The 17,370-nt window shown below is 66.2% G+C and carries 20 protein-coding genes; 3 read left to right on the forward strand and 17 right to left on the reverse strand.

Features of this window, described 5'->3' with window-relative positions; translation table 11 throughout:
* Nucleotides 1-38: 38 nt before the first annotated feature.
* Entirely contained in the window at nt 39-248 is a 210-nt protein-coding gene (locus NNJEOMEG_RS04860; protein ID WP_173081879.1) for a cold-shock protein, read from the forward strand.
* A 145-nt stretch (nt 249-393) separates the two neighbouring features.
* Here the strand turns inward: NNJEOMEG_RS04860 and proC are convergent, their stop codons facing one another.
* The 6 genes from proC to NNJEOMEG_RS04890 all read right to left on the reverse strand — a co-directional run bounded on the left by proC (nt 394) and on the right by NNJEOMEG_RS04890 (nt 5,890).
* Nucleotides 394-1,191 carry a pyrroline-5-carboxylate reductase gene (proC, locus tag NNJEOMEG_RS04865; protein WP_173081881.1) on the reverse strand — a complete coding sequence of 266 codons (798 nt, stop codon included), beginning with the start codon at nt 1,189-1,191 and terminating at the stop codon, nt 394-396.
* A 4-nt stretch (nt 1,192-1,195) separates the two neighbouring features.
* A complete protein-coding gene (gene ndk / locus NNJEOMEG_RS04870) occupies nt 1,196-1,612 on the reverse strand; it encodes a nucleoside-diphosphate kinase (RefSeq protein WP_173081883.1) in 417 nt (138 codons plus the stop codon).
* A gap of 146 nt (nt 1,613-1,758) precedes the next feature.
* Nucleotides 1,759-2,553: an ABC transporter ATP-binding protein gene (locus NNJEOMEG_RS04875; RefSeq protein ID WP_173081885.1), complete on the reverse strand. Its 795-nt coding sequence runs from the start codon at nt 2,551-2,553 to the stop codon at nt 1,759-1,761.
* On the reverse strand, nt 2,553-3,449 hold the full coding sequence (locus NNJEOMEG_RS04880) for an ABC transporter permease (protein WP_173081887.1): 897 nt from the start codon (nt 3,447-3,449) through the stop codon (nt 2,553-2,555). The genes NNJEOMEG_RS04875 and NNJEOMEG_RS04880 overlap by 1 nt, the downstream gene beginning before the upstream one ends.
* A gap of 123 nt (nt 3,450-3,572) precedes the next feature.
* A complete protein-coding gene (locus NNJEOMEG_RS04885; RefSeq protein WP_173081889.1) occupies nt 3,573-4,784 on the reverse strand; it encodes a hypothetical protein in 1,212 nt (403 codons plus the stop codon).
* Nucleotides 4,785-4,939: 155 nt separating this feature from the next.
* Nucleotides 4,940-5,890 (reverse strand): ABC transporter substrate-binding protein, encoded by a 951-nt coding sequence (locus tag NNJEOMEG_RS04890; protein ID WP_173081891.1) that lies wholly within the window; start codon nt 5,888-5,890, stop codon nt 4,940-4,942.
* A 152-nt stretch (nt 5,891-6,042) separates the two neighbouring features.
* Between NNJEOMEG_RS04890 and NNJEOMEG_RS04895 the strand changes: the two genes are divergently transcribed.
* A complete protein-coding gene (locus NNJEOMEG_RS04895) occupies nt 6,043-6,984 on the forward strand; it encodes a magnesium transporter CorA family protein (RefSeq protein WP_173081893.1) in 942 nt (313 codons plus the stop codon).
* Between the two features lie 134 nt (nt 6,985-7,118).
* On the opposite strand, the gene NNJEOMEG_RS04900 is transcribed toward NNJEOMEG_RS04895, so the two are convergent.
* The 11 genes from NNJEOMEG_RS04900 to queF form a co-directional block, all read right to left on the reverse strand.
* A complete protein-coding gene (locus NNJEOMEG_RS04900; protein ID WP_173081895.1) occupies nt 7,119-7,856 on the reverse strand; it encodes a substrate-binding periplasmic protein in 738 nt (245 codons plus the stop codon).
* Between the two features lie 180 nt (nt 7,857-8,036).
* Nucleotides 8,037-8,432, reverse strand: coding sequence for a hypothetical protein (locus NNJEOMEG_RS04905; RefSeq protein ID WP_173081897.1), 396 nt, complete (start codon nt 8,430-8,432; stop codon nt 8,037-8,039).
* Between the two features lie 91 nt (nt 8,433-8,523).
* Complete coding sequence (locus NNJEOMEG_RS04910) at nt 8,524-9,750, reverse strand: bifunctional nucleoside/nucleotide kinase/histidine phosphatase family protein (protein WP_173081899.1); 1,227 nt, start codon at nt 9,748-9,750, stop codon at nt 8,524-8,526.
* Between the two features lie 4 nt (nt 9,751-9,754).
* Nucleotides 9,755-10,681, reverse strand: coding sequence for a serine O-acetyltransferase EpsC (gene epsC, locus NNJEOMEG_RS04915; RefSeq protein WP_235956839.1), 927 nt, complete (start codon nt 10,679-10,681; stop codon nt 9,755-9,757).
* Nucleotides 10,678-11,616 (reverse strand): cysteine synthase A, encoded by a 939-nt coding sequence (gene cysK, locus NNJEOMEG_RS04920; protein ID WP_173081901.1) that lies wholly within the window; start codon nt 11,614-11,616, stop codon nt 10,678-10,680. The genes epsC and cysK overlap by 4 nt, the downstream gene beginning before the upstream one ends.
* A 2-nt stretch (nt 11,617-11,618) precedes the next feature.
* Nucleotides 11,619-11,747, reverse strand: coding sequence for a hypothetical protein (locus tag NNJEOMEG_RS20905; protein ID WP_268885676.1), 129 nt, complete (start codon nt 11,745-11,747; stop codon nt 11,619-11,621).
* 4 nt (nt 11,748-11,751) lie between these two features.
* Nucleotides 11,752-12,546 (reverse strand): DUF1847 domain-containing protein, encoded by a 795-nt coding sequence (locus tag NNJEOMEG_RS04925; protein ID WP_173081903.1) that lies wholly within the window; start codon nt 12,544-12,546, stop codon nt 11,752-11,754.
* Nucleotides 12,547-12,622: 76 nt separating this feature from the next.
* The gene (nifS, locus tag NNJEOMEG_RS04930; RefSeq protein WP_173081905.1) at nt 12,623-13,807 is read right to left on the reverse strand and encodes a cysteine desulfurase NifS; all 1,185 of its coding nucleotides are present in this window, start codon (nt 13,805-13,807) and stop codon (nt 12,623-12,625) included.
* 1 nt (nt 13,808) lies between these two features.
* The gene (gene nifU / locus NNJEOMEG_RS04935; RefSeq protein ID WP_173081907.1) at nt 13,809-14,657 is read right to left on the reverse strand and encodes a Fe-S cluster assembly protein NifU; all 849 of its coding nucleotides are present in this window, start codon (nt 14,655-14,657) and stop codon (nt 13,809-13,811) included.
* 186 nt (nt 14,658-14,843) lie between these two features.
* Complete coding sequence (locus NNJEOMEG_RS04940; RefSeq protein ID WP_173081909.1) at nt 14,844-15,824, reverse strand: hypothetical protein; 981 nt, start codon at nt 15,822-15,824, stop codon at nt 14,844-14,846.
* 208 nt (nt 15,825-16,032) lie between these two features.
* Nucleotides 16,033-16,449 (reverse strand): preQ(1) synthase, encoded by a 417-nt coding sequence (gene queF, locus NNJEOMEG_RS04945; RefSeq protein WP_173081911.1) that lies wholly within the window; start codon nt 16,447-16,449, stop codon nt 16,033-16,035.
* A 93-nt stretch (nt 16,450-16,542) separates the two neighbouring features.
* On the opposite strand from queF, the gene NNJEOMEG_RS04950 reads away from it, so the two are divergent.
* A complete protein-coding gene (locus tag NNJEOMEG_RS04950) occupies nt 16,543-17,181 on the forward strand; it encodes a 7-carboxy-7-deazaguanine synthase QueE (protein WP_173081913.1) in 639 nt (212 codons plus the stop codon).
* Nucleotides 17,182-17,370: the final 189 nt, after the last annotated feature.

Below are 17,370 nucleotides of genomic sequence, written 5' to 3' on the forward strand. Positions count from 1 at the left end.
TACAGAAGGGATCAAGAGTTTTAAGGGAGGGCAGATTTATGGCACTCGAAGGTACCGTGAAGTGGTTTAGCGACAAAAAGGGCTACGGCTTCATCACCCGCGAGGGGGAGGATGACATTTTCGTCCACTACTCGTCCATCCAGGGCGACGGCTTCCGCACCCTGCGCGAAGGCGAGAAGGTGGAGTTCGAGATGGTCACCGGCGAGCGGGGCATGAAAGCGACCAATGTCGTGAAGGCCGATTCCTGATCGGAACGGCCGCGAGGAAAACGGGGAAACCCCGCCGGAGGCGACTCCGGCGGGGTTTTTTTGTTGTCCGGCGTGTCCCCCCCCCCGCGGCGGGGACGTTTGCTGGGGCAGGTGCCGCGCGTCGTGCGCGGCCCTGCGGCGGTTGCTATCTGCCCAGCTCTTCGCTGCGCTTTTTGGCCTTGTCCACGGCGTCCAGGATGGAGGCGCGCACGGCCATGCGGTCCATGTGGGCCAGGGCCGCGATGGTGGTTCCCGCGGGGGAGGTGACCATCTCGCGCAGGATGCTCGGATGGGTCATGCTTTCGCGGGCAAGGCGCAGGGAGCCTTCGAAGAGCTCCGCAACGATGGAGGCGGACTGGGGCCGCGAGAGCCCCGCGTGCACGCTGGCCTCGATGAGCGCCTCCATGAAGTAGAACACGTAGGCAGGTCCGGAGCCCGCCACGGCGGTAAAGGCGTCGAAGGCCTTCTCTTCGAGCACGTGGACGCTGCCCACGGTCCCGAAGATGCGCTGCACCATCTGCTTCTGTTGGGCGGTGAGGTGCGGGTGGTCCAGGCACACGGCCGAGACGCCGCCGCCTACCAGGGCAGGGGTGTTGGGCATCACGCGGACCACGGGGCAGGCTTCGCCGCTCCAGGCCGTGAGCTGGGCCGTGGTCACCCCCGCCGCGATGGAGATCAGGCACTTGTCCGCCGTGAGGGCGGGGTGGATGTCGGTGAGCACCGCCTTCATCTGCTGGGGCTTGACGCAGAGCACCACGTAGTCGGCCTGTGCCACCGCGTCGTGCATGGTGTCGGCCGCGCCCAGGGCGCACTGGGCGCACAGGGCGTTCAACTTCTCGCGATCCAGGTCGAACCCGGCGAGGCGGATGCCTTCCGCGCCGGAGAGGCCCTTGATCAGGGCCGCGCCCATGTTGCCCGTGCCGATGAAGGAGATGGCGGCCATGGCCTTAGCCCACCATTTCCATGGCGTTGAAGAAGAAGGAGATCTCGAAGGCGGCGGTCTCGGGCGCATCGGAGCCGTGTACGGAGTTTTCCTGCTTGGAAACGGCGAACACCTTGCGGATGGTGCCTTCGGCGGCCTGGGTGGGGTCGGTGGCCCCCATGAGCTCGCGGTAGCGCTTGATGGCGTCGTCGCCGGCCAGCACCACGGCCACGATGGGGCCGGAGGCCATGTATTCGGTAAGCTCCCCGAAGAAGGGGCGCTCGCGGTGCACGTGGTAGAATCCTTCGGCCTGGCGCTTGTCGAGCTGGAGCATCTTGAGGGCCATCACCTTGAGGCCGGCCTTTTCGACCATGAAAAGGATCGAGCCGATCAGGTTGCGGCGCACGGCGTCGGGCTTGATGAGGCAGAGAGTCAGTTCCATCGGGACCTTCCTGGGTTGGAGGTTCGCTTCGTCCAACCCCTGGTCCGGGACGCCCGTCCCACGCGGACGGAAGCCCTGCGGCCCCCCACCGGGGCCTTGCCCGACGCGCCGGGCACACCCCTGCCCGAATGCGCGCGCCCGGCCGGTCAGACCAGGAGCATCTTGTCCGAGGAGAACGCCTCGCCCTTGAGGGTGTAGAAGCGTTCCAGCAAGTCCTCAACGTTGAAGCGGCTTTTCTCCTCGCCCGCGATGTCCAGGATCACGCGTCCCTGGTGCATCATGATCAGGCGGTTGCCCAGCCGCAGGGCCTGGTTCATGTTGTGCGTGACCATGAGCGTGGTCAGTCCGTGATCGCGCACGAGGCGTTCGGTGAGCTCCAGCACCTGGGCTGCGGTCTTGGGGTCCAGGGCGGCGGTGTGCTCGTCCAGCAGGAGGATGTCCGGGCGCACCATGGTGGCCATGACCATGGTCAGCGACTGGCGCTGCCCGCCCGAGAGCAGGCCAACCTTGTCGGTGAGGCGGTTTTCCAGGCCCAGGCCGATCTCGGCCAGGAGTTCTTGGAAGCGCTGCCGGTCGCGGGATTTCACTCCGGGGACCAGCCTGCGCGCGCGTCCGCGCCGGTCGGCCAGGGCCAGGTTCTCCTCGATGGAGAGCGAGGCCGCCGAGCCCATGAGCGGGTCCTGGAAGACGCGGCCGATGTGGCTGGCGCGCCGGTGTTCGGGCCAGGAGGTGATGTCCCGGCCTTTGAGGGTGATGGCGCCGTGGTCGGGCAGGAAGGCCCCGGCCACGCAGTTGAGCGTGGTGGACTTGCCCGCGCCGTTGGAGCCGATCACGGTGATGAAGTCGCCCTCGGCGATGTCCAGGTTCACGCCGTCGAGGGCCAGCACCTCGCTGACGGTCCCCTTGTGGAAGCGTTTGGTGATGTCCTTGAGGGCGAGCATCAGGCCCCCGTCATGCGGGAGACGGCCCGCCGGAACCTGGGGAAGGTGAGCGCCGCCACCACCACCAGGGCCGTGATGAGGTTCAGGTCGCTGGGGGCGAAGGAGAAGGAGCCCACCTTGAGCGACAAAGCCAGGGCGATGGCCAGGCGGTAGGCCACGGAGCCCAGCACGGCGGCCAGGATCATGCGGCCCACGCGGCCCTTGCCCAGGAGCGTCTCGCCGATGATCACCGAGGCCAGCCCCGCCACGATGGTGCCCACGCCCATGTTCACGTCGGCGGAGCCCTGGTTCTGGGCCACCAGCGCGCCGCACAAGGCCACCATGGCGTTGGAGAGGCCCACGCCCAGCACGATCATGTTGCCGGTGTTCACGCCCAGGGCGGTGATCATGCGCGGGTTGTCGCCCGTGGCCAACATGGCCTGGCCCAGTTCCGTGCGGGTGAACCAGACCATTGCCAGGGCGGCCAGGGTGGTAGCGGCCGCGAAGAGCAGCGGGGCGGCCATCCAGGAGGGCATGCCCAGCGCGGCCAGGGGGTCTAGCACGGTGGGCTTGCCCAGCAGGGTGAAGTTGGGTTTGCCCATGATGCGGATGTTGATGGAATACAGGGCGATCATCACCAGGATGGAGGAGAGCAGGTGCAGGATGCGCAGGCGGGTGTTGAGAAGCCCCGTGACGGCTCCCGCGCAGAACCCGGCCAGCGTGGCGGGCACGAGCGAGAGGAAGGGGTCGAGCCCCGCGCCGATGCACACCGAGGAGACGGCCGCTCCCAGCGGGAGGGAGCCGTCCACGGTGAGGTCCGGGAAGTCCAGGATGCGGAAGGTGAGGTACACCCCCAGCACCATGAGCCCGAACACGAAGCCCTGTTCGAGCGCGCCGATGAATGCGTAGAAAGACATGGGGTCGGTCTCCGGGTTCGGCCGGTGTGGCCTCGAAAACCCCGGAGAAATGCACCGAAACGGCAGGAAAGTAAAGCGGGGCGGCGTGGAAAGCCCGGTTCTCCGGGCGCCCCGGCGGCAGGGTCAGGGGATGAGAGCCCTGAGAGCGTTCTGGAACTTGTCTCCGGCCAGGCCGCAGAGGGTCCCAAGGATCAGAGCGCTGCGCCAGTTCAGGCCCATGGTGATCTTGTCTTTGAAGCTGGTGTACTCGTAGACATTGAAAACGATGAACGCCAGAAGCATGGATGTGAGAAGCATGGTGGCATTGGTCGTCAATTCGACGGTGTTCGCCGAGAGCAGGGCAGCACAACTCTGGAGGACCTCCCGGAGAGCAACGAACGACTTCTCTTTGATGAACAGGCCTGCTGCGCTGAAGAGAACGGCCATCAAGGAGAGGACCAGAGGCACCGGGCTGATGATGGCCCCGGTTTCGCAATAGACCCGTTTAGCGGCGAATTTCTTGAGCTTTTTCACGCGCATTTCGTCGTCCAGCGGCTCCTCCCTGCAGGTGTCGGGAGCGGGGTCCGCCGGATCTGTCTTTGGCGACGGTGGTGAGGGCGTTTCCTGCTGCCCTGCCGCCTCGGTTGCGGGCTCTTCAGGAGCGGGGGCGTCCGGGCGTGGCGAGTCGCCGAGGGTGTCCTCCACGTACAGGCAGGTCACCCCCAGCAATTCCTGACGGGACTCGAACGGGTTGCGGCGGAAAAGGACGTGGATGGCCTGCGTGTGTTCCTTGCCCGGATCGATCCGGAAGATGGGTTTCATCTGGCGGGCGATGTACTTTTCCGTTTCTCCAAGTTCCTCGATGGCTTTTGCCAACACCGTCATCGAGGGCGTCAGGCATTTCACCTTGTCGCAGGCCGCAACCTCCTCTGCCAGGAGCTTGTAGATTGTCAACGCTGAATCATAGCCTGTGATGCAGATGTCCGGAAGGCAATCCTTGCGAAAGAGTGTTTCGATTTTGCGGAAACATATAGGAGTGTCGAATATTATGCTGTTGTTAGAGGTTTTGTTGATATAATCGATGTGTTTGAAAAGGAGTTTGGACGTAGAGGCGACGTAGGCCAGCAGGCGCTTCTGCTTGTCCTGGGCTGCGAGATAGAATGCGTCTCGCTTGTTGTCGATAACCGTGGCCTTTTTGGAGTGTCCATGTTGGATTCTGTAAACGAGGACAGGCTTTTCACAGTTATTCTTCAGAGTGAGCCTGAATATGCGTAACGATCTGCGGATGTCCGTTTCCACGTCCTGAGCGGAGATGTCCAGTGCGCCTGTCGGAAGAGGCATTTTTTCGGTAGGCATTCCGAACCGCCTTTTCATGGTTTGATCGTTTCGTCTATGACATCTCGGTAGAGTCTTGGTAACGGGAAGTCAAGGGTCGGGATGGTGTATTCCGATAAAAAAGCCCGGGAAGCTCTCGCTCCCCGGGCTTGAAGGCTCTGGGCCTGGAAAAAAAACTACTCGTACTTCTTCACGGCCTTGGCGACCACGTCGGCGGGCACTTCCACGCCCTGCGCCTTGGCGGCCTTGAGGTTCAGGTGCACGTCCAGGTTCGTCAGCGATTCCACGGGAACCTCGGCGGGCTTGGCCCCGTCCAGCACCTTGCGGGCCAGGCGCGCCGTCTGTTTGCCCATGGCGTAGTAGTCCACGGCCAGGGCCGCCACCGCACCCTTGGCCACGGACTCGTTGTCCGAGCTGAACAGGGGCAGCTTGTTCTCCTCGCAGACCTTCACCAGCGACTCGAAGGCGCTCACCACGGTGTTGTCCAGGGGCACGTAGACGGCGTCCACCTTGCCCACGAGGCTCTTGGCGGCCTGGAACACGCCGCCGGAGTTGGTCACCGTGGCTTCCACCACGGCGAGGCCCAGCTTCGCGGCGGCAGCCTTGGCCGCCTCCACCTGGCTCACGGAGTTGGCCTCGCCCGCATTGTACACGATGCCCAGGCGCGCGGCCTTGGGGACCAGCGTCTTGATGAGCTCCAGCTGCTTCTCCACGGGGGGCATGTCGGTCATGCCCGTGAGGTTGCCGCCGGGGGCCTGCATGGACTTCACCAGGCCCGCGCCCACGGGGTCGGACACGGCGGTGAACACCACGGGGATGCCCTTGATCTTCTGGGCGCTCACCAGAGCGCCCGGGGTGGCGATGGCCAGCACCAGATCGGGCTTTTCGTCCAGCATCTGCTGGGCGATCTGCACGTTGGTGGCAGGGTTGCCCTGGGCGATGTGCACGTTGAACTTCACGTCCACGCCCATGGCCTTGAACTCGTCCATGAAGCCCTTGCGGGCGTTGTCCAGCGCGGGGTGTTCCACGATCTGGGTGATGGAGATCACTTTCTGCTGGGCCAGGGCGGAGCCGGCCGCCAAGCCGAGGACGGCCAGGGCCGCCGCCAGGAAGAGTATGCGTTTCATGCGCGCTCCTTGCTTACAAAATCCTTACAGGCGCGCGGCTCATAGCACATCGGAGACCCCGGCGCAACCGTGCCGCGCGGGCTTAACACGTTCGTAACCCAGGCGAGGCATACTTTCCGGCCTGCTTTGTCCGAAAGCAACCGGAGGTAGCCATGCTGAGCGTCCACGGCGAGACCGCCCACGATGCGCCCGTCCAGGGGCCGCGCTGGATCAACCTGGTGGATCCGAGCCCCGAGGAGATGCGCCGGCTCCTGGAGCTGGAACCCCTGGACGAGGCCTTCATCGGCCATGCCCTGGACCAGCACGAGTGTCCGCGCATCGAGGTGGACCACGAGAGCACCATGGTGGTTGTGCGCGCCCCCTACCTGGAGACCCGCCACGGGGACCGCCGCCATTCCACCGTGCCCATCGGCGTGATCCTCACGCCCACGGGGCTCACCACCATCTGCAAGGTCCACGACCAGGCCATCCAGGAGCGCCTGCGCTCCGGACTGCCCCCGGGCGGGCAGATGCGCGCGGAGCGCCGCCTGTGCCACATCGTCAAGGAGGTCTCGCTCCTGTTCATGCTCTATCTCAAAGAGATCTCGGCCGAAATCCAGGAACTGGAGCACGACCTGGCCGACACCCGCACCAACGAGGACCTCAAGCAGCTCCTGACGCTCCAGAAATCCGTCACGTATTTTCATTCCGCGCTCAAAACCAACGACTTCATCATCGACCGCATCCTGCGCAAGGGGTTGGCGGTGGGCAACGCGGGCAGGCTCAACTTCACCGAGGACGAGGAGGACGTGCTGGACTATGCCCTCACCGAGACGCGCCAGGGCATCTATATGTCCAAGATTTTCACGGAGGTGCTTTCCTCCATCGCCAACGTCACGTCCTCCATCATTTCCAACAGCGTCAACCAGATCATGAAGGTGCTCACCTCCATGACCGTGATCATCATGATCCCCACCTTCGTCACCAGCCTCTACGGCATGAACGTGGAACTGCCCTTCCAGCACGACGCGCTGGCCTTCCTCATCGTGGCAGCCATGGGCGGCGCGCTCACGGCGGGGGTGATCTGGGTGATGAAGCTGCGCCGAATCCTGTAGGAAGGACGCCCGGCAGCGCGCCGCGCCTGTGGCGGCGAGCCGGGCAAGCACGGCGGGCCGGGCGAGCGGGCTGGGCAGGGCGAGCAAATGGGCCGGACGTGCGGGGCAGGCCGGGTCGAACCGGCGGGGGCGCGTCAGTGGGCCTTGAACACGCCGGGGAACCAGCGTTCGCGCAGGGCCTGGAGGGTTCCGTCCTCGCGCATGGCCGCGAAGGCCTCGCGCCAGGCGCGCACCACGGCGGGGTCGGTGCCTTTGGAGAAGGCCAGGCCCACGTCCACGGTCTTGAAGGAGAGCACCTTCAAGATGCGTCTGCCCTCCGGCCCCGCCAGTTCGCGCACGTCGGGGAGACTGATGTTGGTGGTGGCCAGGAGGTCGATGCGTCCGGCCAGGAGCTTGCGGATGTTGGCGATCTGGTCCGTGGCCGGTTCCAGGTTGGTGAAGCCCTGGGCGCTGAGGTACTGTTCCCGGGCGTCCTTGGGGTAGGTGCCGATGCTGCCCACGCGCCGGGCGTCTTCGAGCGAGGCCAGCCGCGGGGCCTTGCCTTCCACGGCGCAGAAAATCCATTCCAGCGACAGGAAGGGGTCGAGCCATTCGAAGAGCGCTTCGCGTTCCGGAAGGCGCGTGATGGGCAGGATGAGCACCCCAGGCTCGCGCTGGGCCATGGCGTAGGCCCTGGCCCAGGGATAGACGCCGATAGGGGACGCGTCGCCGGTGCGCCGTTGCAGTTCGCGCACGATGTCCACGCCCAGGCCCCAGAGCACGCCGTTCTCCTCCACCACCATGCGGGGCGCGGCCTCGCTAACGATGGTCAGCGCGGACGCCTGGACGCAGCAGAGGTGCAGGACGGCCAGCACGGCAAGAACGGAACGCATGATAACTCCAAGGGTGAGCGGATACGGCCTGTTCTCTATTTCATCAAAAAGGAGGGGGAGGCAAGCCCCGCGTGGTCGGCGGGGAGGGCGGCCGCGCGGACCCTGTTTCCCGGGCGCAAACGAAGAGGCCGCCCGGGGTCTTCCCCCGGACGGCCTCGCGAAGAGTGGCGGCGGGCCGCGCTACTTGGCCAGATCCTGCTGGATGGACTTGAGGGTCTCCTCCACCTTGGCCAGGCGTTCCTGGTAGGAGGCGTCCAGCTGGGTCTTCAGCTGGGTGGCCTTGGTGGTCATCTCGCCCACCACGCCCTGGGCGATCATCTTGCGGGCCAATTCCCTGGGCGCGTTGGAGGCCTCGGCCACCTTGGTCTCCATGGCGGCGATGCGGCCTTCGTAGGCGGTCATTTTGGCCGAGTACTTGCCTTCCAGGGCCAGGTACACGGCCGCAGCCACCAGAATGGCCACCAGCGCGAGCATGATGCCCGTGCGGGCGGAGTTGCTGGCCGGGGTGTCCGGCTCGACGTTCTCAGAGCCCTGCATCTCCCTGATGGCGTCCACGCGTTTTTCCAATCCGAGCATGTCTTCCTCCTGAGTAGCCCCCCGCTTTCCTATGGCACGCCCCCGCCCGGCGGGCAACAAGTTTCCGCCGGGGGGGGATAAGGAACCGCGATCATCCGAATTTGACCAGCTCGAACACCTTGCGCGAGGGGGTGGACACGATGTGGAAGTAGCGGTCCTGCGGGATGTAGATGTGGGGCACGTCCTCCGTGCGCCGGTAGAGGAAGTGGGAGAGGATGGTCCGGTTCACGGCCTGGTGGCCGACGATCATGATGTTCTCGGCGTTGCCCGAGAGGTAGAGGGCCTTGCGCACGCCGCGCTCCACGCGCTCCCGCAGGGTGGCGTAGCCCTCGCCCCGGGGGTAGACGTAGCCGTATTTGTCGCGGGTGCGCTCTTCGTGCACCTCGGGCATGTCCCGGGCGATCTCGGCGTAGGTCATGTTCTCGCAGACGCCCGCGTCGATCTCGTCGAGTTCGGGCAGGGGGATCACCAGACAGTCCTCGCGGCCCCGGCAGAGCAGTTCGGCCATCTGGAGGGTGCGCTTGCGCGTGCTGGTGAACACGTAGGGCAGGGGGGTCTCCCGGAAGTGCCAGGCCAGGGACTGGGCCTGCACGAGCCCCTTTGCCGTGAGGTCGGAGTCGCCGCCGATGCGGTTCTCCAGGTTGTGGAAGGTTTCGCCGTGGCGGGCCAGGTAGAGGTTTCGCACCCAGTCGGAGACCAGGAGGTCGCGCACGAGGCGGTAGTGGGGCAGCACGGCCTGGACGCGCTCGCGTTCGATGGAGTTGTCCAGGGTGTTGAGCACCACGAAGTTCTCCACGCCGCCGTCCAGGGGGGCGCGGATGCGCTCGTAGTAGCGGATGCGTTCGCGGAAGCAGTCCTGGGCCTCCTTGGTGTCCATGTGGGCGAACTCGGGCAGCTGGGCCTTGCGGGCGATGCTGGCGGCCTGGAGCTCCGGGTCGCGGTTGACGCACTCCAGGAAGAACACGGGCCAGCGCCCCAGCTTTTCCAGGATGGTCCGGCGGCGCTTCTCCGAGACGTTGGTGGCGTCCAGCACGGCCACCTCGCCGCCGGACTCCAGGAAGGCGGCGGCGCGCTCCATGTTCACGCGGGCGAAGTTCTCGCGCAGGGCCGCGCCCTCGGCGTTGTCCGGGGCGTAGAAGGACGCGCAGGAGGTGTCCTGCCCCTGGCACATGGAGCGGCGCACGTCGCCGTTGTTGAAAAGCCCCACCGTGACGCCCTCGGCCTCCAGGCACTGGCGCAGCTTGGCCGCCACGGTGGACTTCCCCGAGGCCGGCAGACCCACCATGGCCACCACGAGCTTGTTGGCGCTGCTGCCCATGGCGTCAGCCCTTCTCGTCGGGGCTGGCCTTCATCACCCTGGCTCCGGGCGGCACGTCGGAGGTGACCCACACGTTGGCCCCGATCACCGCGCCCTTGCCGACGGTGATGCGCCCGAGCACGGTGGCCCCGGAATAGATGATCACGTCGTCCTCCACGATGGGGTGGCGCGCCAGGCCCTTCACGGGGTTGCCGAAGTCGTCCTTGGGGAAGCTCTTGGCCCCCAGGGTGACGCCCTGGTAGAGGCGCACGTTGTCTCCGATCACGCAGGTCTCGCCCACCACCACGCCGGTGCCGTGGTCGATGAAGAAGCGCTTGCCGATGCTCGCGCCGGGGTGGATGTCGATGCCCGTGGCCGAGTGGGCCATCTCGGTGATGATGCGCGGGATGATGTCCACGCCCAGCCTGTGCAGTTCGTGGGCCACGCGCTGGTGGATGAGCGCCGTCACCGAGGGGTAGCAGAAGATGGTCTCGCCGGGGCTCTTGGCGGCCGGGTCGCCGTCGTAGGCGGCCTGCACGTCCAGCACGAGCTTCTCGCGCACGTCGGGCACGGCGCGCAGGAAGGCGGTGGCCTTCTCCATGGCCTGCTCCTCGCAGCCGGTGCAGGCCTTGTTCTCGCCCACGCACACGAAGCAGAAGCCGCGCTTGATCTGGTCGGCCAGCTTGCGGAACACCACGTCGAGGTTGGCCCCGGTGTGGTAGGCCAGGGTGTCGGGGGTCACTTCCGAGTCGCCGTAGTAGCCGGGGAAGAGCACGGACTTGAGGCGGTCCATGATCTCCGAGAGCGTCTCCAGCGAGGGCATGGGCGAATCGGTGAGCTTGCGGCAGGCGAAGGCCTGATAGGACGAGGGGGCGCACAGGCGCTCCACCACGCCGGAAATGACGTCCTTGGGCGGGCTCAGGCTGGCCAGCACGTGGCGTTCGTGCGTCACGAGGCTTCCTCCATGGCGGTGAACAGGGCGGTGCTCAGGTAGCGCTCGCCCGTGTCGCAGACGATGAATACGATGGTTTTTCCCTTGTTTCCAGGTCGCTTGGCCAGCTCCAGGGCGGCGTGGCAGTTGGCCCCCGAGGAGATGCCGCAGAGGATGCCCTCCTCGCGCAGGAGCCTGCGGGCCATGGCCAGGGCCTCCTCGTTGCGCACCTGCAGCACCTCGTCCACCAGGGAGAGGTCCAGCACGTCTGGCTTGAAGCCCGCGCCGATGCCCTGGATCATGTGCGGTCCGGGCTGCCCGCCCGAGAGCACGGGCGAGGCCTGGGGCTCCACGGCCACGGCCTTGAAACCGGCCTTGCGCGGCTTGAGCGCGCGGGCCACGCCCGTGAGCGTGCCCCCCGTGCCCACCCCGGCCACGAAGATGTCCAGCGCGCCGTCCGTGTCGGCCCAGAGCTCCTCGGCCGTGGTGAGCACGTGGGCCTCGGGGTTGGCCGGGTTCTCGAACTGCATGGGCATGAAGGCCTTGGGCTCGCTGGCCACGATCTCCCGGGCCTTCTCGATGGCCCCCTTCATGCCGAGTTTGGCGTCGGTGAGCACCAGTTTCGCCCCGAAGCCCTTGAGCAGCGTGCGGCGCTCCAGGCTCATGGACTCGGGCATGGTGAGCACCAGCCGGTAGCCGCGCACGGCGCACACGAAGGCCAGGCCGATGCCCGTGTTGCCGCTGGTGGGCTCCACCACCAGGGTGTCGGCGTCCAGCAGGCCCCGGCGTTCGGCGTCCAGGATCATGTTGCGCGCGATGCGGTCCTTCACCGAAAAACAGGGATTGGCCGATTCGAGCTTGGCCACCAGCGAGGCCTCAAGCCCCGCCCCGATGCGGTTCAGGCGCACCAGGGGCGTGCCCCCCACCAGCTCCAGCATGTCTCGGGCGATGTTCATGGTCAGGCTCCCGGCCCCCGCGCGGGGGCCACGGTTGCGGTGATTCTGGGAGAGCGCGGGGCCTTGGCGCGGTCCAGGCGCTTCAGGAGCAAGGCGGCGTGGTCGCCGCAGGTGACGTGCAGGGCGCTCAAGCGGTCACTCCAGGGGGTGCTTGAGGTAGCGGTAGTAGGCGTCGATCTGGTGCACGGCGGCCAGGGGGTTGTGGCCCAGGAGGCGGTCCTTGACGGCCAGCACGGTGCAGGGGGCCTTGGCCTCCTTGAGCAGGAGCGAGTCGTGCCCCACGCACAGGCCCAGGAGCACGTTGAACTGGCTGCCCGAGGCGTCCAGGGCGCGGGCCTGGAACACGGGGTTGCACATGGTCTCGCGGGCTGCATTGGGGTCCACCTGGTCGCAGGCTTCCAGGCCCAGGGCGCTTTTGGGCGCGGCCCCGGCCTTGCAGGCCACCGAGGCGACGCGGAAGCCGTTGGTCTCGAAGACGCGGTGCACCACCTCGGCCTCCTTGCGCAGGCCGATGCAGAAGGCCAGGCCCAGGGTTTGATAGCCCATGCGCCGGGCGAATTCCACGATCTCCACGATGCGCGGCTTGAGGGGCCGCACGGCCGCATAGCCCTCCTGGCGTCCGGCGTAACCTTCCGCCTCCTGGAGCGAGGCTTGGCGGGCGAACTCCAGGTGTTCGGGCGAGAGGGTGGCCTCCAGGGCCTCCCCGGCCTTCTGGCGCAGGCGAAGCGAGGGGCAGTTGGCCGGGGCCTTGCCTTTGGCGTCGCGGCAGTAGCGCGCGGACCAGTCATGGGGGCACAGGGCGCAGGCAGGCAGGGGGGAGGCGGGTTGGTCTTCTGGGGCGTGGTCGGGCACGGGGTACTCCTCGCGGTCGGGAGGCGCGGGTCGTCTCGCGGCGTGGGCGGCGGCGCGGACCGCTCCGGGGCCGCTCATTGAACGCCCCCTCCGGGAGGCGCGGGCTCGGGCGAGCCTACACCTCCCGGGCGGGATAATCCAGCGCGGACGGCCGCTAGCAGGTGCAGGCCGGGGCCTCTCCCTCCTGGCGCTTGAAGGGCGAGATCTCGCGCAGGCGCGCGATGATCTTCGGCAGTTCGGCCAACACGGTGTCCACCTCCGCGTCGGTGTTGAAGCGCGAGAGGCTGAAGCGGATGGAGCCGTGGGCGTAGGTGAAGGGCACGCCCATGGCCCGCAGCACATGGGAGGGCTCCAGGGAGCCCGAGGTGCAGGCCGAGCCGGAGCTGGCGCAGATGCCGAAGGCGTCCATCATGAGCAGGATGGCCTCTCCCTCCACGTACTGGAAGGAGATGTTGGTGGTGTTGGGCAGGCGCGAGGCCGTGGAGCCGTTGACCCGCGCCTCCGGGATGGCGGCCAGGAGCCCCGCCTCCAGTCGGTCGCGCAGGGCCTTCACGGCGGAGTTCTCGTGGGCGATGTTGGCCTGGGCGATCTCGCAGGCCTTGCCCAGCCCGATGATGCCCGTGGTGTTCTCGGTGCCCGCGCGGCGTCCGTGCTCCTGGTGTCCGCCCAGCATGAAGGGGCGGTACTGGACGCCCTTGCGCACGAAGAGCGCTCCCACGCCCTTGGGGGCGTGCACCTTGTGGCCGGAGACGGCCAGGAAGTCCACGGGCAGGGTCTTCAGGTCGATGGGTATCTTGCCCAGCACCTGCACGGCGTCGGTGTGCACGAGCGCGCCGCGCTCCTTGGCGATGCGGGCGATCTCGTGGATGGGGAAGACCGCGCCGGTCTCGTTGTTGGCCCACATCACGGAGACCAGGGCGGTGTCGGGGCGCAGGGAGTCTCGCAGTTCGTCCAGGTCGAGCATGCCTTCGTGGTCCACGCCCAGGTAGGTGGCCTCGTAGCCCTTGCGCTCCAGGTGCTTGACCACGTTGAGCACGGCGGGGTGTTCCACGCGGGTGGTGATGATGTGGCGCTTCTCGGGCTGGGAGGCCAGGGCGGAGCGGATGGCGGTGTTGTCGCCCTCGGTGCCGCAGGCGTTGAAGACCACCTCGCCGGGCGCGCAGCCCAGGGCCTGGGCCACGCGCTCGCGGGCCTGGGAGAGCTCGCGCCCCACGGAGCCGCCGAAGGCGTGCATGCTGGAGGGGTTGCCGTAGCGCTCGGAGAAGAAGGGAAGCATCTCCTCCAGCACGGCGGGGTCCACGCGGGTGGTGGCGTTGTTGTCCAGGTAGATCACGGCCATGTCAGCGCACCTCCTGCACGGTGATGTCTTGCTCCACGGCCTCTCGCAGCCGCTTTTCCACGAACTGCTTGAGGGTAACCTGGCTGGACTTGCAGGAGGAGCACGCGCCGCGCAGTTTCACGAGCACGGTCTTGCCGTCCACGTCCACCAGTTCGATGTCGCCGCCGTCCTTCTGGAGGCTGGGGGCTATCTCCTCCTCGATGGTCTTGGACACAAGCTTCATGCGCTGCATGTTGGTGAGCCCGGCGGGCTTGGCGGGGGCGATCTCCAGGGGTTTCAATTCCTTCTTCTGGCCCTTGGCCTCGGCCAGGATGTCGGCCAGCCTGTCCAGGCACTTGCCGCAGCCGCCGCCGGCCTTGGTGAAATCGGTGATCTCCTCCACGGTGGAGAGGTTGTTCTCCGCGATGGCGCGGCGGATGGTCTGGTCTGTGACGCCGAAGCATTCGCAGACCACCTCTCCCTCCTCGTGGGGGGCTACGGGCAGGCCGCGCAGGTTGGCCACGGCAGCCTCCAGGGCCTCCTTGCCCATGACGGAGCAGTGCATCTTCTCCTTGGGCAGGCCGCCCAGGAACTGGGCGATGTCCTGGTTGGAGACCTCCAGGGCCTCGTCCACGGTCTTGCCCTTGATCATCTCCGTGAGGGCCGAGGAGGAGGCGATGGCGCTGGCGCAGCCGAAGGTCTGGAACTTGGCGTCCACGATGCGCTCGTTCTCGTCGAGCTTGAGAAAGAGCTTGAGGGCGTCGCCGCAGGCCAGCGAGCCCACCTCGCCCACGCAGTCGGCGTCGGGGATTTCACCGACGTTCCGGGGATTGATGAAGTGCTCGCGCACCTTGTCCGTATATTCCCACATGGCGTTTCTCCTTGGGATTGGCCGGGGCTGCCCTCGGCGTGAAACAATACCATAATACGCGCAATTGCGTTTCGGAAGGGGGAAATTCGAAAGGGATCGCGCGACCCGCGTCCGGATCGCGCGGGAAACGTCCGGGCTTCAGGCTGCGGATTTCACGTCCCGGCGGAATGGATGGCCGCAGACTTCCTATTTAGCCTGGGCCTCACGGATGCTCACCACTACGTCCGTTCCCTTGAGGATGAAGTCGGCAAGCTTCAGGCGCCAAGCGGACAGCACCGTCTCGCCCGTGGTCGTTCCTTTGTCCAACTCAGATTTGTAGGCCCGCACGTAGCCCTCCACCACATCGTGGTGGGTATTCGAGAGGTCCAGAAAGAGGAACGTCTCGCCTGGACGGTAGGCCTCGAAGGGCTTGGCGAACGTCACCAGGAACGGTCCTTGGTTCCTCTTCAACGCCCTGGTCACCTCAGAATCGGAGCAGACTTTGGACAGTTTCTGGACCACCCTGTGCGCGGCCTGCCCATCGTAGCGTTCCTTAAGGCTTTCGCCGGTTTGGCCCTTCATGGACCGAACCGGAACGCAGAAGGCGTTCATGGTGGCGTGGTCCGGGTCGTACGCCGTTGCGCCTGGTTTGAGCAGATACCCATCTCGATCCAGTATCTGAAGCAGTTGCACCGTGTTTGCGCATTTGGCTTCCTTGTCCTTGCACGCATCCAGATTCAGCGTGGAGAAAACGTAGGTGTAGAGTCCGAAGTCCGCCTTCGGATCTACGCGGTTCACGAATTCAAGAACGCCGTGGGACTCGGCTTTCGGGAACGCTCCGGTTGCCGTGACCAGTATTTCCTTTGAGATGCGCACGGACGGAGCCTGTTCGCTCGCCAGGTCCAGGCTGCCGAGGATGGGTTGTGTGCGCGGTTGGCAGGCCGTCATCCCGAGGAGGCCCAGGCCCGTCAGGGTAAGGACCATTGTCTTCTCCACGCCCCGGAGTCTTCTCGCGAAACGGATCGCTAAGTGCAGCAAACCGCCGAGCAGCACGGAAGCGCTGATCACCGAGGATGTAGGATCCCAGTCGTCGCGCAACCACTGGACGCCCAGATAGGTCAGCAAACAGCAGGCAAGAAGGGCGGGGGACTGTCCAAGAAGTTTCGTTATGTCGAATTTGCTGCTCATAATGACTCCTGCGTTGGAACGATTATGATGCGCTCAGTCGATTGTTTGGCTCGCGGAGTTTGGCATGGATCGGCAGGGCGGTCCATTCGAATATGCGGCATGCTGAATGGCTTCCCGTGCGCGAAGCCAACGCATACGGCCGGACGAAAGCGTCCGGCCGTCATGGCGGGAGTTCTTGGTCGGAGCCCCTGAGGGAGCGTGGTGCGTCCTACCCGATGTGGCTGGCCTCCACCACGATGCCGATGCCGCCGCGCGGGCGGAAATTGCCGGTGACGGTCATGCGCCGGGGGCGCAGGGCCTCCACCAGGTCGTCGAGGATGCGGTTGGTGAGGGTCTCCATGAAGGAGGGCTCGCTGCGGTAGCTGAAGAGGTAGAGCTTGAGCGACTTGGACTCCACGCAGCGCTTGCCCGGCACGTAGGCGATGGTGACGGTGCCGAAGTCCGGCTGGCCGGTCATGGGGCAGAGGCTTGTGAACTCCTCGGTGACGAAGGTGACAAGGTAGTCGCGCTCGGGAAAGCGGTTGGGGAAGGTTTCCAGGAGCCCGGGGTTCACGCGGTCGGGGTATTCTGTGCCCGCCTTGCCCAGGTGGGTGAGGCCGGAAGTGTCGTCTTTCTCGATGATCATGGATGCTGCTCCTATGGCTGGGTGCGGCGGGTTTTGACGCCGCCGGGGTTCTGGATTAGGCTTTCGGCCCCTGATCGTCAAATGGGGTGCGCCATGTCCCTCGAAGTCTGCGAGATCTTTCATTCCATCCAGGGCGAGTCCACCCACGCCGGACGTCCCTGCGTGTTCGTGCGCCTTTCGGGCTGCAACCTGCGTTGCGCGTGGTGCGACACGCCCTATTCATGGTTGCCGGGGAGCATCATGGAGCCGGGCGAGGTGGTGGCGGCCGTGGCCGCCCACGGCTGCGGGCTGGTGGAGATCACCGGGGGCGAGCCCCTCACCCAGCCTGGCACGCCCGCCCTGGCCGCGCTCCTGCTGGAGCGCGGCTTCGAGGTGCTGGTGGAGACCAACGGAAGCCTGCCGGTGCGGTCGCTGGACGATCGGGTGGCGGCCATCATCGACGTGAAGTGCCCCTCCAGCGGCATGCACGGGCGTATGGACCGCTCCAACTGGGAGCGCCCGCGCCCGCGCGACGAACTGAAGTTCGTGCTGGCCGACCGCGTGGACTACGACTACGCCGTGGAGGTGTTGCGCGCGTTGCCGCGCGGCGCGCGCCCCGTGGTGTTCTCGCCGGTGCTCGCGCGGCTGGACCCGGCGGAACTGGCCGCCTGGATGCTTGCGGACAGGCTGGAGGCCAGGTTGGGCCTGCAGCTGCACAAGATGATCTGGCATCCCGAGGCCCGGGGGGTCTGAGGGGGACGCGTCGGGCGCATCCCGGCGGTCCCTGCCCGATGGACGCCGCCGACCGATCGGAAGACGATCGTCGGCGTCCCCCGGCCAGGGACCACGCGGACACGCCCGACGGGTCAGGCCGGAGCTGGGCGTGTTGCGAGATGCGCAATAAGTCGCTAACAATCTGAATAATAGGTAAAATTTGGTTCC

The organism is Fundidesulfovibrio magnetotacticus, from assembly GCF_013019105.1.
Classification (GTDB): Bacteria; Desulfobacterota; Desulfovibrionia; order Desulfovibrionales; family Desulfovibrionaceae; genus Fundidesulfovibrio; species Fundidesulfovibrio magnetotacticus.

Bases quoted from the DNA above. Each gene is read 5' to 3' on its own strand.
- NNJEOMEG_RS04910 (WP_173081899.1), bottom strand. From the start codon at position 9,750: ATGGGCAGCAGCGCCAACAAGCTCGTGGTGGCCATGGTGGGTCTGCCG.
- queF (WP_173081911.1), bottom strand. From the start codon at position 16,449: ATGATCATCGAGAAAGACGACACTTCCGGCCTCACCCACCTGGGCAAG.
- proC (WP_173081881.1), bottom strand. From the start codon at position 1,191: ATGGCCGCCATCTCCTTCATCGGCACGGGCAACATGGGCGCGGCCCTG.
- NNJEOMEG_RS04890 (WP_173081891.1), bottom strand. From the start codon at position 5,890: ATGAAACGCATACTCTTCCTGGCGGCGGCCCTGGCCGTCCTCGGCTTG.
- ndk (WP_173081883.1), bottom strand. From the start codon at position 1,612: ATGGAACTGACTCTCTGCCTCATCAAGCCCGACGCCGTGCGCCGCAAC.
- nifU (WP_173081907.1), bottom strand. From the start codon at position 14,657: ATGTGGGAATATACGGACAAGGTGCGCGAGCACTTCATCAATCCCCGG.
- cysK (WP_173081901.1), bottom strand. From the start codon at position 11,616: ATGAACATCGCCCGAGACATGCTGGAGCTGGTGGGGGGCACGCCCCTG.
- NNJEOMEG_RS04900 (WP_173081895.1), bottom strand. From the start codon at position 7,856: ATGCGTTCCGTTCTTGCCGTGCTGGCCGTCCTGCACCTCTGCTGCGTC.
- NNJEOMEG_RS04940 (WP_173081909.1), bottom strand. From the start codon at position 15,824: ATGAGCAGCAAATTCGACATAACGAAACTTCTTGGACAGTCCCCCGCC.
- nifS (WP_173081905.1), bottom strand. From the start codon at position 13,807: ATGGCCGTGATCTACCTGGACAACAACGCCACCACCCGCGTGGACCCC.
- NNJEOMEG_RS04895 (WP_173081893.1), top strand. From the start codon at position 6,043: ATGCTGAGCGTCCACGGCGAGACCGCCCACGATGCGCCCGTCCAGGGG.
- NNJEOMEG_RS04860 (WP_173081879.1), top strand. From the start codon at position 39: ATGGCACTCGAAGGTACCGTGAAGTGGTTTAGCGACAAAAAGGGCTAC.
- NNJEOMEG_RS04925 (WP_173081903.1), bottom strand. From the start codon at position 12,546: ATGAGCGGCCCCGGAGCGGTCCGCGCCGCCGCCCACGCCGCGAGACGA.
- NNJEOMEG_RS04905 (WP_173081897.1), bottom strand. From the start codon at position 8,432: ATGCTCGGATTGGAAAAACGCGTGGACGCCATCAGGGAGATGCAGGGC.
- NNJEOMEG_RS04875 (WP_173081885.1), bottom strand. From the start codon at position 2,553: ATGCTCGCCCTCAAGGACATCACCAAACGCTTCCACAAGGGGACCGTC.
- NNJEOMEG_RS04950 (WP_173081913.1), top strand. From the start codon at position 16,543: ATGTCCCTCGAAGTCTGCGAGATCTTTCATTCCATCCAGGGCGAGTCC.
- NNJEOMEG_RS04885 (WP_173081889.1), bottom strand. From the start codon at position 4,784: ATGCCTACCGAAAAAATGCCTCTTCCGACAGGCGCACTGGACATCTCC.
- NNJEOMEG_RS04880 (WP_173081887.1), bottom strand. From the start codon at position 3,449: ATGTCTTTCTACGCATTCATCGGCGCGCTCGAACAGGGCTTCGTGTTC.